The sequence below is a fragment of the Wolinella succinogenes DSM 1740 genome, from assembly GCF_000196135.1.
Taxonomy (GTDB): domain Bacteria; phylum Campylobacterota; class Campylobacteria; order Campylobacterales; family Helicobacteraceae; genus Wolinella; species Wolinella succinogenes.
The window spans coordinates 1,861,470-1,875,808 of the sequence record NC_005090.1; the positions used below are offsets into that span (position 1 = coordinate 1,861,470).

Here is a 14,339-nt window from a genome sequence, read left to right on the forward strand (position 1 = left end):
CAAGGAGAAACCCATGGAAGCCCCCCTCACCTTACTAGAGAGACTCAACGAGAAGATTGATACACTCCTCTCTAGGCTTGCCTCTTCCGAGGAGACCCTTGAGATTCTCCGTAAAGAAAACATCATGCTCCGCGCTGAAAACGAAGCCAAAAGTAGCGAAATCTCCAGCCTCTATGAAGAAGTTTCTCTTAAAGAGCGCGAGCTAGAGGGTATGCTCAAAAAGATAGAATCGGCGCTCGTTCGATAGATCATGCCTGAGAAACTCTCGCTCTCCCTTCTTGGCAAGCGCTACGAAATCTCACTAGAGGGGGTGCATCCCCGCACCCATAAGGAGTTTGCTTGGCTTAGCGAGAGGAGTACTCTTGATGTCAAAGAGCTCCTCAAAGCCTATCTAGAAAAGTGCCAAGAGTGTGCCGAGATGCAAGAGGCGCTAGAAAAAATTTGTGACAAGCTTGATCAGCACTAAATCCCCTTGAATCACTACCTCCTCGCCATCCTAGGCTCCAGCGCTCCCACTCTCACCTACGCCTCCCCCAAAGCCATCGAATCAGGCGAAGTGGTGGAGGTGGAGCTCAAAAGCCGCCTCAAAAAAGCGGTCGTCTTGGAAAAGATCGATCCCCCAAGTTTTGATTGCAAAGAGATTCTCCGCCCTCTAGAGGCGCGATTCTCTCCCTTGCAACAAAAGATTGCCCGATTCATCTCCACCTACTACTGCGCCTCTTTAGGCGAGAGCTTTGGACTTTTCATCCCTTTTGAATCGACCCCACCCCCACCCAAAGAAGCACCCCCTCCTCCCCTTCTGCCCCTCTCTTCTCTCCAGCAAGAGGCGTTAGAGTTTTTGCAAGCCAAGCCAAGCGCGCTCCTTTTTGGCGACACAGGAAGCGGCAAAACAGAAATCTACGCTCACCTTATCGCCACCCATCTCTCCAAAGGAAAGAGTGTTCTTTTTTTGATGCCAGAGATCAGTCTCACCCCCCAAATGGAGAGGCGGCTCTGCGGCTATTTCGGGGATTGGGTCGCACTGTGGCACTCTAAAATCTCAGCCAAAAAAAAGCAAGAAACCCTAGAAGGGATCGCTAGCGGCCAGATTCGTCTCATCGCTGGCGCGCGCTCTTCACTCTTTTTGCCCCTCCCAAACCTTGGGCTCATCATCGTGGATGAAGAGCATGATGATGCCTACAAATCCCAAAATCGTCCCCGCTACAACGCGCGTGACCTAGCTCTCCTAGCGGGAGATCGCGGAGGAATCCAGGTGATTCTTGGAAGCGCCACCCCTCTAGCTAGCACCTATTATCGATTCTCCCAAAAAGAGGCGATGTTCCGCCTCAAAGGGCGCCACTTCCAAACCCAAAAGAGCCTCCTTTTCACTCCAGGGCTTGACACCCTCACGCCTCCCCTCCTTCAAGAAATCTCCAAAACCCTCAAGCGAGGCAAGCAGGCGATCATCTTCCTCCCCACTCGCGCCAACTTTAAGCACCTATTATGCACCCAGTGCGGAGAGAGCCTACAATGCCCCCATTGTAGCGTGAGCCTCAGTCTGCACAAAAAAGAGCGAGCGCTCATCTGCCACCACTGCCGCTACAGCTGCCCCATCCCCTCACTCTGCCCCAAGTGTGGTGCTGAGCTAAAGAGTGAGCGCCTTGGCACCGCACAGATTGCCGAGGAGCTCTCCCTCCTCTTTCCTGAGGCTAACATCGAGCGCTTTGATCGTGACCTCATCACCACACAAAGTCGCCTCAAAAAGACCCTAGAGCGCTTCAACCAAGGAAAAATCGATCTTCTCGTGGGCACTCAAATGCTCTCCAAAGGGCACGACTACCACAATGTCGAACTAGCCGCGATTTTGGGAATCGACTACCTTCTTAAGAGCGATGATTATCGGGCTCACGAGAGAGCGATCTCAACCCTCTTGCAGCTATGCGGGCGAAGCGGGCGAAAGGAATCGGGTGGCGTACTCATCCAAAGTTTCCACACCGCCTTTTTAAAAGATCGCCTGGGCGATTATGAGGAGTTTCTCAAAGAGGAGTTGAGACTGCGCCAAGGCCTCTATCCTCCCTTTAGCAAATTGGCGATGATCTGGTTCTCTCACACCGACCCCTCCAAAGCCCAAAGAGCCTGCCAAGAGACCCTAGAGCGCCTCCAAAAAACCCCCGTAGAGATCATCGGTCATGGTCCCGCCCCCATCGAGAAGATCGCCAAGAAGTGGCGCTACTGCATCTTTGTGCGCTCTAAAAGCTCCAAAACCCTCCTCTCTTCGCTCGCCAAAGCCAAGGGCGAGCTTGATGAGATCGACATCGATCCTCTCTCGTTCGTGTAAGCGAGGATGGGCTAAAATAGCGCTAAAATTCGCCAAAGGTCGCCCATGAAGCTAGCCATCATCTGCGATTCTCCTCTTCTTGACCGATGCTTGGAGTACTATTTGAGAGAGCATGTCACCAGCTATCGCCAGTGCGACTTTGTCGTCTCCGATAAGCCCCTAAAGGTGGACAAACCCCTCTGCCTCATCTCCACCAGCCAAGAGGCCTACATCCCCAAGCCCTTCACGCGCACCCAGCTAATTTTGGGTCTGGAGGCCTTTTTCAAATCCCTCAAACTCCGTCCGCCCTTTGATGAAATCTCCGAAGGGCATCAAGACTTCGCCCTCAAAAAGAGAATCGAAGAGGCCACTTCGCGCTTTTCCCAAGAGCTCTACTGGATGATCACGGAGCATCATGAAGGCAAACGGTAAAAAATTGACCCTAAGAGTCATCGCGGGCTCTCTCAAGGGTCGCCCCATCGCGATGGTGCCAAGCGATACCACACGAAGCACCAAATCCATCCTCAAAGAGTCATTTTTTAACACCCTAGGGATAGAAGTGGAAGGGACGCTTTTTGTCGAGGTCTTTGCGGGCACGGGTTCCATGGGGATTGAGGCGCTCTCTAGGGGAGCAAGGCGGGCGATCTTTTTTGAGTATTCTAACGAAGCCTATAAAATCTTGCAAAAAAATCTCCAAACCCTCTCCCTCCAAGAGGCGAGTGAGAGCTTTTTGGGGAATAGCTTTGATCTCTTTCCTCAAATCATGCGATCTCAGAGCCAAAAGGAGAAGATGATCGTCTATCTTGATCCTCCTTTTGCGATTCGAGAGAATCAAGCCGAGGTTTATGAGCGCTGCTATGCTCTCATCCAAACCCTCTCTCCTCAAAACACTCTCTATATTGCGCTAGAGCATATGAGCCAGCTTGAGCCTCCAAGCCAAATTGGGGCGTTTGAGCGCCTCAAGACCAAAAAATTTGGCAAGAGCGCTCTTAGCTACTACGCTACTCTCGCCCACGATTAACGCACCGAATCTCTTACCAAAAATTCCAGACATAGTAAGCCGCCAGCGTCTCTTTGTCATAGGTGAAGGGGCCGTGATTAGAACGATGATGGATATTAGCGTAACTCAATCCAATGAGGGATTTTTGGCTGATCTCATAGGTGAGCCCTAGCTCGTAACGATTCTCCGAATCGTCCCTTTTGGACAAAAAGAGCGTGTCATAGTCTTGATAGCGGCTCTCTTTGCGAACATAACCGACACTCGCGCGAGTCTTTGCCCATAGCTCCTTGGAGAGCTCCGCCTTATAGCTCCACTCATTGAGGTTGACATCGGTGCGAATATTTTCTTTAGCGTTCACATCTCGGTAGCTCACATAGAGGGAGAAGAGCCACGGATTCTTCTCTCCAAGGGCGATTTTTGAGCCAAGATAGGTGAAAATCTCTTTAGAATCTCTCGTGCGATATTTGGAAACATAGTCATTCGCGCGCCCCAAGATTCCCGCTTCGCCCATCCAAGAGGCGCTAAAGGCCTGCTTGTATTTCACGCCTCCTGAGAGGACATCCACATAGCCTTCGCTCCCTAGATAGATTTTATCAAAGCTCACAGGAAAGGAGAGCTTATGCGAACCATGCGCATAAGCGGGCCCTGTGGTGAGTGAGGCGAGTGAGAGATTGTTGGCACTTTGGTCAAAGTAAGATTTGTTAAACGCGCTCAACCCACTCTCCCAAGCCCAGCCCCCTCGCTCTCCGATGTCGTAGGCGTGATTGAGAATCACCCCTTGATAGGAGTTGTAGTCGCTCTTTTGAGTGTTCCCCTCTAGGGGGAGCTGGAGCGAAGGGAGGATGAAGCTTTTGCCGCCAATGTCATTATTAACATTACTGTCATGCTCGATTCCCACAAGCAGTGCCGCACTCCATGTGTGGCGGCTCATGCCCTTTTCGATTCGATCGCGGAAGCTCTGCACGCTCTCTCGTACATTCACGGGAAGCTTCCCTGAGAGAACCAAATCAAGCTCCTTGAGGGCGAGCTCGAAATAACCCCTCTCAAAGTAGACTCTCGCCACCTCCAAACGAGTCCTAGCGTGTGCTGGATCGACCATGAGTACTCGATCAAACGCCGCTATGGCGGTATCATAATCTTTCACCTCCAGCGCACTGCGCCCCAGGTAGAAGTTGAGCTCAGGGTCTTGGGGGTTGGCTCTAGAGAGCTCCAAAAAGCGCTCTTTGGCCTCTTGGAACTGTCCCAAATTATAGAAGCTCATCGCCTCAGCTTTGGCTTTTGGGCTCGCCTCTAGAGAGCTTGCTGCCAAGATTCCTGCCAAAAGAATCGACTTAAAAGTTTTAGATAGACAACGCACTAGGACTCCTTAGGGCTGCTGGTAGAGGGCTTTGAAGACCCCCACGGCTTCATGTTCGTAACCACTCACAGTGCCCTTTGCGCTAAAAGCTCCCGCTACGGCTTCAGCATTACTGCCAAAGAAACTCCCCTTCATCGAGCCCGAATCAATACTGTTACCGCCCACCGTGCCATCCAAAGAGCTAAAGAAAGTTCCGTTACTCACTGGCGCATCACTAGAAGGATTCAACATCCAAGAGTTTCCTCCTGCACTAAAGGCGATCTTGCTTGAATCCAGCAGGGAATTCGCCCCACCCCCAAAATCAAATCTGAGTGTGACGGTTCCATTTAAAATCGGCGAGACCTCCCCCCAGCCATTGGTAACTTGCCCCAAAATGATTCCCTTGTATGTGTAGGAGTTCATATCGACTGAGGCAATCAGGCTATCAATATAACTAGCCGCTAGATCTTTGTCCTTTCCTGCCACCCAATAGTTGACGCTGGGCTTGGTGACATCCCCTGCGTCATACGCACCCCAATACCCCCAAGAGACATAATCCCCCCAAGAGTCATATCCAGTTAATTCTGCGTTACTAGGAATCGCCACGATCCACTTCTCGCTCCCTGAAGTGGTGTCAAGGATGGCAAAATATTCATCCGTGATATAGGCACGATGGGTCGCTGAAGAGAAATTCACACTAGAGAGCTCACTACTCCTGCCACCCATGAGGTCGATATTCGTCCCTGCAGTGCTCCCACCCGAAGATCGCGCCAAGGAAATAGTCACTTCATCTGATATACCCCATCTTAGACCGCTTCCAGGATTATAAAAAGAGACCCCATAACCCTGAAGCTCTAGCTTTCCTGTCGTAGGGACGTTTAGGTAGGGATTTTGATAGGCTCTAGCAGCGTAACTCTCCACACTAACCCCTCCCATTGAATTCATCTGAGACAAGGCTCCCAAGATGTAGTTATTCTCCTCTCCATAGAGTCGCCCTGAGACCGAGGTGCTCTCTTCGGGAAAAAAGAAGTCGGTGTTCACTACCCACGAGAGGCTCTGTCCTACCCGCTTGGTCGAAGAGGCAATCGAGCCATTGGCTCCTATTTTCCCCACCAAGAGCGTTATTCCCCCCCATTCATCCATCGTCACCTCAAGAAGCTCTTTATTGTCATAATTGATCGCTAGATTGGAGCTGAGTCCTACCATATCAGAGCAGTCCCCTCCGTAATAGCAACTATCTTCAGGGTTAAAAAATTGCGCCACCCCCGAGAGAGAAGCGACCTGTGAGGTGGAGAGAGGTGTGCCGCCTGCGACTAGCGAGTCGGTGTGCGCGCGATAGAGCATGAAGTAGCGAAGCACATCATCATTCACATAGCTCTCTTGCCAATCTGGCGAAGAGGCCAAGTCATCGCTAGAGAGTGTCTCGGTGATCTTCCCCCCGTTTCCATCATCATGGCTATAGGTGACATCGATTCGATCAGCGACACTAGCGCCACTGGTCAAGCTCGCCTCGACCTGCTCAATATCAGCCGCTACACCATTCACGGAGGTTTTAGTCAAATAAGAAAAAGTGAGATTGGGCTCGGGTGGATTGATCAAATCAGCGAGCTGCGCCATCCTATCGCCTTGCATGGACTGCAGAGCCATAGACTGCATCAGCCCCGCCTGAGAACCCACTCCTTCAAATCCCGATCCTGCGCCACCCAAAAGGCCAAGAGAGGAGAGGGGAGAAGGGGAGAGTCCTCCCATCCCTCCGCCTGTCTCTAATCCTCTAGATGCTCCTAGCCCCCCACCAAGAGAAGAGTTGAATTGATTCATCTGCTGGGGTGAAATCGGAGCAGGAGGGGAGGGGGGAGAGGCAAAAGCGAGCCTCGTCATCTCTCCGGGATTGAGCACCACCACAGAGGATGATATGCCTGCTGTAGGATGAAGCGAAGCGACTACGATCGAACCATCAAAGCAGTAGAGTGTATCTAGCGGCTCTCCATTAGGAGTGCTCCCTATCTCACCTCCAAGAATCGTCCCCCGTATCCCAATGGTCGCCGTCTTCGTCTCCAGATTGAAATTTTGTGGGGCGACCTTGCCTATCTGCCCTGTGATCGCCTTGAAAGCACCTTGGGTGATAGAGAACTTCGCCTTGGGCGAGGAGGAATCGCTCAGATACTCTTGAATCAAAAAAAGAGAATCGGGTCCTAGCGTGATGACCGTCTTGTCTTTAAAGGTGAGCTGGACTTTAGAGCTAGCCGCGGTGCGGATCGTGTCCTTCTCCTCTAACACCGTGCCCGTAGAGGCTTGGAGTCTCTCTGCTCCCCGCTCTATCTCTGCACTTCCCACAAGCAGGGTGATATTCCCTATCTCCGCCCCTAGCGCACTGAATAAAAATAGGCACGCCATTATGATGCGTGCGATGACCCTCTGCCCCTCCATGAGCTACCCCTTGTTGTTTTGTATGGACGTGGTGATAATGAAACGATTGATTGAGTAGATATTATTGGAGAAATTATTTCAGAGTTTCTTCAAAAAGTCAAAGGAGGCCTCACCATGCGCCCTAAGAGCCCTCCCCTCACCAGTCCATCGCCAAGAAAAAGGCAGAGAGCAGATAATTAGCCCCAAAAATGGTCACTGCGCTAAAGACCACCGCACTAGTGGTGGAGCGCCCCACCCCTCTAGCGCCTCCGCGAGTGTTGTATCCGATATAAGTTCCCACCAAGCTCACCAGATAGCCAAAGACGAATGCCTTCACTAAAGAAATCACCAAGTCGCTCAATTCCAAGTATTGCCTCACAATACTCCTATAACTCTCCTCATTCACTCCCAAGACGTGAATGGAGATAAAATAGGCGGAGAGATTCCCAATAAAGTTAAAAAGAATCACTAACAAAGGGAGTGATAGCGTGGAGGCGAGAATCCTTGGAACAATCAAATAACGCTTCGAATCGATGGCCAATGTGTCGATTGCATCAATTTGCTCAGTCACTCGCATAGTCCCAAGCTCAGCCGCCATCGCTGAAATCGCACGACTCGTGAGCATGAGCGCGGCAAAGACTGGGCCTAATTCACGCGTGATGGCAAGAAAGATGGGATAGCTCATAAAATTTTCGGCACCAAACTGGTGGAATCCCTGATAAAACTGGATCGCCAAAACCATGCCCGTGAATACCGAAGTGAGCACAATCACCCAAAAAGAGCCCACCCCAATACTCTCCATCTGAATAAAAAGCTCTCTTGCTCGAAAAGGAGGCGTGAAATAGGCAGGGATGAGGCGCAGATGGAACATCAAGAACTCCCCAAACTTCTCCAAGCTCTTCCATAGAAGAAGGACGGGTCTTCCAAGGGCTCCAAAAAATGCAGTGACCATTTTTGATCTCACCTATCGTTGGTTTTTCTTTATTTTAGCAAACATTGTATAATAACTGCCTACAACACTCCATCCAAAGGTAGTCGCATGGCAGATGAGAACAAAGAGACCGCACAGGCCGAGGGCAAAAAGAACAAACTGATTATCTTCATCATTGCGGGTGTTATCGCCCTATTGCTCATCATTGGCGGCGTGGTCGTCTATTTCATGCTAAGCAGCAACCCTGAGCCTCAAGCAGCCAGCGCCCAAGCCTCCCAAAGCACCTCAGGCGGAGCCAAGGCGGGTGGAGCCTCTAGAAGCGGCGGGGGTAATTTCCTTAGCGTAGGGCCTATGTATGCACTTGACCAATTCATCGTCAACCTCACCACCCAAAGCGGTCGCCGCTACCTCAAGACCTCCATCAATGTGGAGCTCAGTCAGCCCAATCTCACCGCTGAGCTAGACACCAAAAGAGCCGTGATTCGTGACACAGTGATTTCGATTCTCTCCTCTAAAAGCATCGAAGAGATCTCCACCATGAAGGGCAAGGAAAAGCTTAAAGAAGAGTTGATCGAGCGATTGAATGAGTTTTTAGTGGATGGTCGTATCGTCAATCTCTTCTTTACCGATTTTGTGGTTCAGTAGGGATGATTGGAATTGATTTAGTCTCCATCGAGCGCATCGAAGCCTTTATTGCCAAACATGGACAGAGGGGGCTGGAGCGCTTTCTTTTGCCTGAGGAGATTCTACTGGCGAATAAACCTGAGACAATCGCTGGATTCTGGGCGGCTAAAGAGGCTTGTTCAAAAGCATTAGGCACAGGAATTGGAGCGGAGGTGGGATTTCATGATATTCGACTTTTTAAAAACCCAAAGGGTGCCCCTCTTTTGGAGCTCTCACCCAGAGTTAAAGATCGCTTTGAAATCGATTCTTGCGCGCTCTCCATCACCCACGACAAGGGATTTGCCATCGCTGTAGTGGCAATGGAGAAGAGAAGGGCTTAGGTCTTTTTAGATCAAGACCTCTTTGAGCACCTCTTCGATTCGCGTCACAGGCACAATCTCCAATGCCTCTTTCACCTCATCAGGAATCTCATCCAGGTCTCGCTCGAAGTTCTTCTTGGGGATGAGTGCACGCTTGATTCCTGCTTTGTGGGCGGCGATAAGCTTCTCTTTGAGCCCTCCAATCTGAAGCACTTTGCCCGTAAGGGTGAGCTCTCCCGTCATCGCCACACTAGAGCGCACCTTTTTATCCGAAAGAATAGATGCAATGACGCTCGCCATCGCGATTCCAGCGCTTGGACCATCTTTAGGGGTGGCGCCCTCAGGGACATGGAGGTGGAGATCGTAGCAGTTGTAAATCGCGTTTGACTCCTCCTCTTCGCCCTCCTTGCTTTTGGCTTTTTTGGGAAGCTTCGAGGAATCGATTCGGATTTTCCCCTCATCGATGAGCACTTTCACCACAGAGAGGGCGATTTTGGCCGATTCTTTCATCACATCGCCTAGGCTTCCTGTGAGCTGAAGCGCGCCCTTGCCTTTGATTTTGACCGCCTCAATCTTGAGCACATCGCCCCCCACACTCGTCCACGCCAAGCCATTGACCACACCCACACGATCTTTTTTATCCGCCTCGTCAATCTCAAAGACAATTTTGTCCAAAAACTCAGGAAGGTTTTTGGGCGTGATGCTCACCTTATCTCGCCCCTCTTGAAGGATGAGCCTAGCGCATTTGCGCAAGATTTGAGCGATTCTCCTTCTCAGGTTTCGCACGCCCGCCTCACGGGTGTATTTCTCGATCATCTCCCTTAATGCAGGAAGCGAGAGGCTCACTTCCGCATTTTGGAGTCCATGTTTTTTCATCTCTTGGGGGATGAGATATTTTTTGGCGATCTCTAGCTTCTCTTGAGGAGTGTAGCTACTCACCTGAATAAACTCCATCCGATCGCGCAAGGGAGCGGGAATCTGTCCGATATCATTGGCCGTGGCGATGAAAATCACCTGCGAGAGATCGATATTGAAGTTCGCATAATAATCTCTAAACTCACTGTTTTGCTCTGGATCAAGAATCTCTAGGAGGACCGAAGTAGGATCGCCTCGATGGGAGCGCCCAACCTTATCAATCTCATCCAATACCATGACGGGATTCATCTCTTTGGCATCAATTAGGCCTTGGACGATTCGACCCGGCATCGCTCCGATGTAGGTTCGTCGGTGTCCGCGAAGCTCATTGACATCCTCCAAGCCTCCAAGCGCAATCCTCACCAGCGGTCGTTTAAGCGCCGTAGCAATGGAGTTGGCTAGCGAGGTTTTGCCCACTCCGGGAGGGCCAAAAAAGCAGAGAATCGTCCCTTTAGAATCTTTTTGATCCTTGCCCCTTAATGAGAGGAGCTCGCGCACAGCAAAATACTCAGCGATTCGCTCTTTGGGCTTTTTGAGCGAATAGTGGTCATGATCGAGCTGCTTTTTCACCTCATCGATGGAGAGTTTTTTCGTGGAGATCTTCCCAAAGGGAATCTCTAGCATCCACTCGACATAGTTTTGGAGAAGGTTGGCATCCGCGCTATCAGGGTGCATCCGAGAGAGACGGTCGATCTGCTTTTTGATCTCTTTGTAGGCATCTTTGGGCATTGCCTCTTTGAGCGATTCGAGCTTCTCGTAATACTCTTCAATCTCTTCATCGCGCTGGTTGTCCACCCCTAGCTCTTTTTGAATCTGCTTGAGCTGCTCTTTGAGGAAATACTCCTTGTTGATCTGCTCCATCTTGTTGTGGACTTTGCTCTTGATCTCTTTTTGGAGCTTGAGCGCCTCCACCTCTTCGATGATGTAGTCAATCAAAAGAAGCAGCCTCTCCTCAGCATCCGCCTCAATGAAAAGCCTATAGGCCTGCTCTTTGCGAAGCTTGATGGTGCTGGCGATAAGGTCGATGATTCGATGAGGATCATGATTCTCTTCAATGGTGCGCAAAAGATCGGGAGGGAATTGCGGATTGACACTGGAGAGGGTTTTAATCTTATCTCGCAGAATCGCCAAGACCGCATTGATTCGATTCTCTTCATAGGGGAGGCTCTTGATGAGATCCACCTCCACCATGAGGGGATTCTCTTGGGTCACCTCCAGCACTTTTCCTCGCGCTAATCCCTGGAAAAGGAGCTTCACCCTTCCATCAGGGAGCGCCACTTTACGCATGATACTCCCCACCACGCCCGCTGGATAGAAGCTCTCCTTGGTGCGATTCTCCTCTTCGCCCACCTTGGCGGTGGCAATGAAGATCAACTCGTTGTGATCCATGGCATGGTTGATGGCCTTGATGTTGGCCTCGTCATTGACAAAAATAGGCACGATCATAAAGGGGTAGAGGAAGAGGTCGTCCTCCACTACAACGGGAATATTCATCGGGAATGACCCGTAGTTGCTAAGTTGCATGTTTCTCCTCTAAAAATTTACCAGTTGAAAAGCTGTCGATACCAAGGCATATCAGGCTCCTTGGAGACGATCTCTTTAAGCCAGTGGTGCTTAAAGCGTTCCCTGTAGTTCTCAGCGGCCTCTTCCTTGCCTTGGATGGTGTAGATTCGAGCAATCTCTTTGTTGAGATGGAGATTGGCAAGATGGAGCTTTAAGAGCATCGTATCGGCGTAGGGCTTGTAGCGAGAGTAGGGGTATTTCTTAATATACTCCTCCACCTCATCAATCGAATCAAGAAGCAGTTGCTGATTGAGCGTTTCCCTAGAGAAGGCAAAAAAATTGGCTTGAAGCTTAAGATAGCCGATAAAATCAGCGTTTTCACTCGTTCCAAAACGCTTCAAATACTCCTCGAAGTAGAACTCCGCCAAAACATACTCTCGATCATCCATGTGCGCTCGACCCAAGATGAGCATCGCCTCAGGAACCAAAGGAGAGTTGATGTGCTCGCTCTGCAAAGAGGCAAACATATCATCCGCCTTCTCCAGATCGCTCGCCCTAATCTCACGGAGCATCCTCTGATACCAGTAGTCGGCTGGCTTGTTATACTCCTTGGCCTCATCGCTCTTTTGAGAGCAACCCCAAAAGGTGAGCGCCAAGGCTAGGGCGAGGGATAGATTGACGAGCGGCTTCATCGGACTCCTTTGTTATTGGTTCTATAATAGGGGTGGATTATAGCCTCTCGATTGTTATGCTTTCATAAATTCCGACCTTAGGAAAAATTGCTTTTTATAGCGTAATTCGATAAAATGACCCGATGACTCAGGCAGTTTTGCCGCTGACCCCTGCGCTTTGGAAGGAATGATTGATGGAGTTTGAAGTAAAATCTCCCATACTCGGTTTTGAGTCGGTTAGAGGGATGAGGCTGGAAAAGATTGACGATCTCTTTATGAAGCTCAAAAATGCCGAGGCCGATTCTCCCGTATTCACCTTGGTGAATCCCTTCCTGCTGCGGGAGTATGATTTTGAGATTCCCTTGGCGATGAAGGTGCTTCTTGACCTCAAGGAGAACACCAATCTCTTAGTCCTTAATATCATGATCATTCACACGCCCCTAGAGAGCTCGACCGTCAATTTCCTAGCTCCCGTCATCTTCAACTTTGATAACCACACCATGGGTCAGCTCGTCTTAGAGAGCCATCGATATCCTGCCTATGGACTCGCTGAGACCATCTCTTCCTTTTTCAACTCCGATTCCACGCCCACACAAGAGGCCTAGATGCCCCCCACCTTGACCCTTTATGGCTATGGCAAAATGGCCTTGGCCATCGCTAAAGGTCTAAGCGGCCGCTTCCCCCTAGAGATCACGGGGCGCAACCCCCAAAAAATCGAGGAATTGATTGCCCTGCATGGCCTTAACGCCTCCCCTCTCTTTCCCCACGATTCACCCCTAGATATCACCGATAGACACTTGCTATTATGCGTCAAACCCTACGCCCTAAGCGAGCTCTCTTTTAGCGGAGAAGCCAAGGGCGTCTACTCCATTTTGGCAGGAGTCTCCATAGAGCGCCTGCGCGAGAAGATACCCGCCCAAAGCTACATTCGCGCAATGCCCAATATGGCCGCCTCTTTGGGAAGTTCCTGCACCGCTCTTTGTGGCGATGAGAGCCTCAAAGCCTTGGCGAGTGAGATTTTTGCGCCTCTTGGCACCTCTTTGTGGCTAGACAAAGAATCTAAAATTGACGCCGCGACTGCTTTAGCGGGAAGCGGTCCTGCCTATTTGGCCTTGATGGCGGAGGCTTTGATGGATGCAGGGGTGCGAGAGGGACTCTCCAGAGAAGAATCCAAAGCGCTCACCCAAGGGCTTTTTTCAGGCTTTGCCGACCTTTTGGAAGATCGCCATCCTGCCCTCATTAAGGAGGAGGTCACCTCTCCAGGAGGCACGACCGCCGAGGCGCTCGCGCTCTTAGAATCTAAAGGGCTTCGAGGTATCCTCATTGAGGCGGTTCGCGCCGCCCTGCTCAAAGCCAAAAAACTCTAAACCGTGAAAATTTTTGCCATTTTAGGCGCGAGTGCTTCGGGTAAAAGCGCTCTTGGATTGAGACTTGCCAAAGAGCTTGAGTGCTTCATCCTCTCCCTTGATTCCCTCTCCATCTATCAAGAGATCAATATCGCCTCAGCCAAGCCTTCCAAAGAAGAGCTTTTGTCCATTCGTCACTTTGGAATTGATCTTTTGACCCCCAATGAGCCAAGCAATGCTGCCCTCTTTGCCCACCTTTTTGAAGAGGCGTTAGAGGCGTCCAATCAAGCAGGCAAAAAAGCCCTCCTCCTAGTCGGAGGAACGGGCTTTTTCCTCAAGCGAATTATTGAGGGGCTCTCCCCCGCTCCCACGCTTGATCCCTCTGCCAAGGAGTGGCTCAAAGAGGTCTTGGAAAATCGAAGGGAAGCCTTCAAAGAGCTTGAGAAGATCGATCCTCTCTACACTTCTCGCATCACCCCCAGCGACCTCCATCGATTAAGGCGAGGATGGGAGATCTACCTAGGGAGCGGCCTCTCTCCTTCGCTCTTTTTTGAGACTCATCCCCCCAAGCCCCTAGGCCATGATCTCAAAATCTATGAGCTCACCCTAGAGAGAGAGCTTTTACGTCAAAGAATCACAGAGCGAACGGAACAGATGTTAGAATCGGGGCTCATTGATGAAGTCTGTCAACTCGAATCGCGCTACACTCGCGAGCCTCAGGCGATGAAGAGCATAGGAATCGCTGAAACACTCGCCTATTTAGATGGTGAGATTTCCAAAGAAGAGCTCACCCCCCTCATCTCCACCCACACCGCCCAGCTCGCCAAGCGTCAAACCACCTTCAACAAAACCCAATTCACCTCCATCAGGCACCTAGAAGCCCCTAGGCTCTTTGAGGAGATTTGTCATACAATAACAAAATCGTAATCGCTCTATGCTAGAGTGGTGATAG

At 50.6% G+C, this 14,339-nt stretch carries 15 protein-coding genes; 10 read left to right on the forward strand and 5 right to left on the reverse strand.

The genetic code is table 11. From position 1 onward, the window contains the following. Positions 1–13 precede the first annotated feature (13 nt). The 5 genes from WS_RS09220 to rsmD are packed head-to-tail and all read left to right on the forward strand — an operon-like array spanning position 14 to position 3,317. Positions 14–247 (forward strand): hypothetical protein, encoded by a 234-nt coding sequence (locus WS_RS09220; RefSeq protein ID WP_041571903.1) that lies wholly within the window; start codon positions 14–16, stop codon positions 245–247. 3 nt (positions 248–250) lie between these two features. After that, the gene (locus tag WS_RS09225) at positions 251–466 is read left to right on the forward strand and encodes a hypothetical protein (protein WP_011139748.1); all 216 of its coding nucleotides are present in this window, start codon (positions 251–253) and stop codon (positions 464–466) included. A 6-nt stretch (positions 467–472) separates the two neighbouring features. Further along, a complete protein-coding gene (locus tag WS_RS09230; RefSeq protein WP_011139749.1) occupies positions 473–2,317 on the forward strand; it encodes a primosomal protein N' in 1,845 nt (614 codons plus the stop codon). A gap of 45 nt (positions 2,318–2,362) precedes the next feature. Next, positions 2,363–2,728 carry a hypothetical protein gene (locus tag WS_RS10755; protein ID WP_011139750.1) on the forward strand — a complete coding sequence of 122 codons (366 nt, stop codon included), beginning with the start codon at positions 2,363–2,365 and terminating at the stop codon, positions 2,726–2,728. After that, the gene (rsmD, locus tag WS_RS09240) at positions 2,712–3,317 is read left to right on the forward strand and encodes a 16S rRNA (guanine(966)-N(2))-methyltransferase RsmD (RefSeq protein WP_041571904.1); all 606 of its coding nucleotides are present in this window, start codon (positions 2,712–2,714) and stop codon (positions 3,315–3,317) included. The genes WS_RS10755 and rsmD overlap by 17 nt, the downstream gene beginning before the upstream one ends. A 13-nt stretch (positions 3,318–3,330) precedes the next feature. Here rsmD and WS_RS09245 read toward each other — a convergent pair whose 3' ends face one another. From WS_RS09245 to WS_RS09255, 3 genes are all read right to left on the reverse strand, one after another. Further along, entirely contained in the window at positions 3,331–4,653 is a 1,323-nt protein-coding gene (locus tag WS_RS09245; protein WP_011139752.1) for a tetratricopeptide repeat protein, read from the reverse strand. A gap of 9 nt (positions 4,654–4,662) precedes the next feature. Next, a complete protein-coding gene (locus WS_RS10760) occupies positions 4,663–7,059 on the reverse strand; it encodes a FecR family protein (RefSeq protein ID WP_011139753.1) in 2,397 nt (798 codons plus the stop codon). 136 nt (positions 7,060–7,195) lie between these two features. Beyond that, complete coding sequence (locus tag WS_RS09255) at positions 7,196–7,990, reverse strand: MlaE family ABC transporter permease (RefSeq protein WP_041571905.1); 795 nt, start codon at positions 7,988–7,990, stop codon at positions 7,196–7,198. A gap of 87 nt (positions 7,991–8,077) precedes the next feature. Here WS_RS09255 and fliL point away from each other — a divergent pair, with 87 nt between their 5' ends. Continuing rightward, complete coding sequence (fliL, locus tag WS_RS09260) at positions 8,078–8,614, forward strand: flagellar basal body-associated protein FliL (protein WP_011139755.1); 537 nt, start codon at positions 8,078–8,080, stop codon at positions 8,612–8,614. 2 nt (positions 8,615–8,616) lie between these two features. Further along, a complete protein-coding gene (gene acpS / locus WS_RS09265; protein WP_011139756.1) occupies positions 8,617–8,973 on the forward strand; it encodes a holo-ACP synthase in 357 nt (118 codons plus the stop codon). A gap of 6 nt (positions 8,974–8,979) precedes the next feature. Here acpS and lon read toward each other — a convergent pair whose 3' ends face one another. Then, on the reverse strand, positions 8,980–11,391 hold the full coding sequence (gene lon, locus WS_RS09270) for an endopeptidase La (RefSeq protein ID WP_011139757.1): 2,412 nt from the start codon (positions 11,389–11,391) through the stop codon (positions 8,980–8,982). Between the two features lie 17 nt (positions 11,392–11,408). After that, positions 11,409–12,062, reverse strand: a complete 654-nt coding sequence (locus WS_RS09275) for an outer membrane protein assembly factor BamD (RefSeq protein ID WP_011139758.1) — start codon at positions 12,060–12,062, stop codon at positions 11,409–11,411. 173 nt (positions 12,063–12,235) lie between these two features. Here WS_RS09275 and fliW point away from each other — a divergent pair, with 173 nt between their 5' ends. Genes fliW through miaA form a run of 3 tightly spaced genes read left to right on the forward strand, consistent with a single transcriptional unit; the run spans position 12,236 to position 14,314 of the window. Further along, complete coding sequence (gene fliW, locus WS_RS09280; RefSeq protein WP_011139759.1) at positions 12,236–12,646, forward strand: flagellar assembly protein FliW; 411 nt, start codon at positions 12,236–12,238, stop codon at positions 12,644–12,646. Continuing rightward, a complete protein-coding gene (locus WS_RS09285) occupies positions 12,647–13,408 on the forward strand; it encodes a pyrroline-5-carboxylate reductase (RefSeq protein ID WP_011139760.1) in 762 nt (253 codons plus the stop codon). A 3-nt stretch (positions 13,409–13,411) separates the two neighbouring features. Further along, positions 13,412–14,314, forward strand: coding sequence for a tRNA (adenosine(37)-N6)-dimethylallyltransferase MiaA (miaA, locus tag WS_RS09290; RefSeq protein WP_011139761.1), 903 nt, complete (start codon positions 13,412–13,414; stop codon positions 14,312–14,314). The last annotated feature ends 25 nt before the right edge of the window (positions 14,315–14,339 follow it).

Bases quoted from the DNA above. Each gene is read 5' to 3' on its own strand.
- WS_RS10755 (WP_011139750.1), top strand. From the start codon at position 2,363: ATGAAGCTAGCCATCATCTGCGATTCTCCTCTTCTTGACCGATGCTTG.
- WS_RS10760 (WP_011139753.1), bottom strand. From the start codon at position 7,059: ATGGAGGGGCAGAGGGTCATCGCACGCATCATAATGGCGTGCCTATTT.
- WS_RS09225 (WP_011139748.1), top strand. From the start codon at position 251: ATGCCTGAGAAACTCTCGCTCTCCCTTCTTGGCAAGCGCTACGAAATC.
- rsmD (WP_041571904.1), top strand. From the start codon at position 2,712: ATGAAGGCAAACGGTAAAAAATTGACCCTAAGAGTCATCGCGGGCTCT.
- fliW (WP_011139759.1), top strand. From the start codon at position 12,236: ATGGAGTTTGAAGTAAAATCTCCCATACTCGGTTTTGAGTCGGTTAGA.
- WS_RS09255 (WP_041571905.1), bottom strand. From the start codon at position 7,990: ATGGTCACTGCATTTTTTGGAGCCCTTGGAAGACCCGTCCTTCTTCTA.
- fliL (WP_011139755.1), top strand. From the start codon at position 8,078: ATGGCAGATGAGAACAAAGAGACCGCACAGGCCGAGGGCAAAAAGAAC.
- WS_RS09285 (WP_011139760.1), top strand. From the start codon at position 12,647: ATGCCCCCCACCTTGACCCTTTATGGCTATGGCAAAATGGCCTTGGCC.
- acpS (WP_011139756.1), top strand. From the start codon at position 8,617: ATGATTGGAATTGATTTAGTCTCCATCGAGCGCATCGAAGCCTTTATT.
- lon (WP_011139757.1), bottom strand. From the start codon at position 11,391: ATGCAACTTAGCAACTACGGGTCATTCCCGATGAATATTCCCGTTGTA.
- WS_RS09275 (WP_011139758.1), bottom strand. From the start codon at position 12,062: ATGAAGCCGCTCGTCAATCTATCCCTCGCCCTAGCCTTGGCGCTCACC.
- WS_RS09220 (WP_041571903.1), top strand. From the start codon at position 14: ATGGAAGCCCCCCTCACCTTACTAGAGAGACTCAACGAGAAGATTGAT.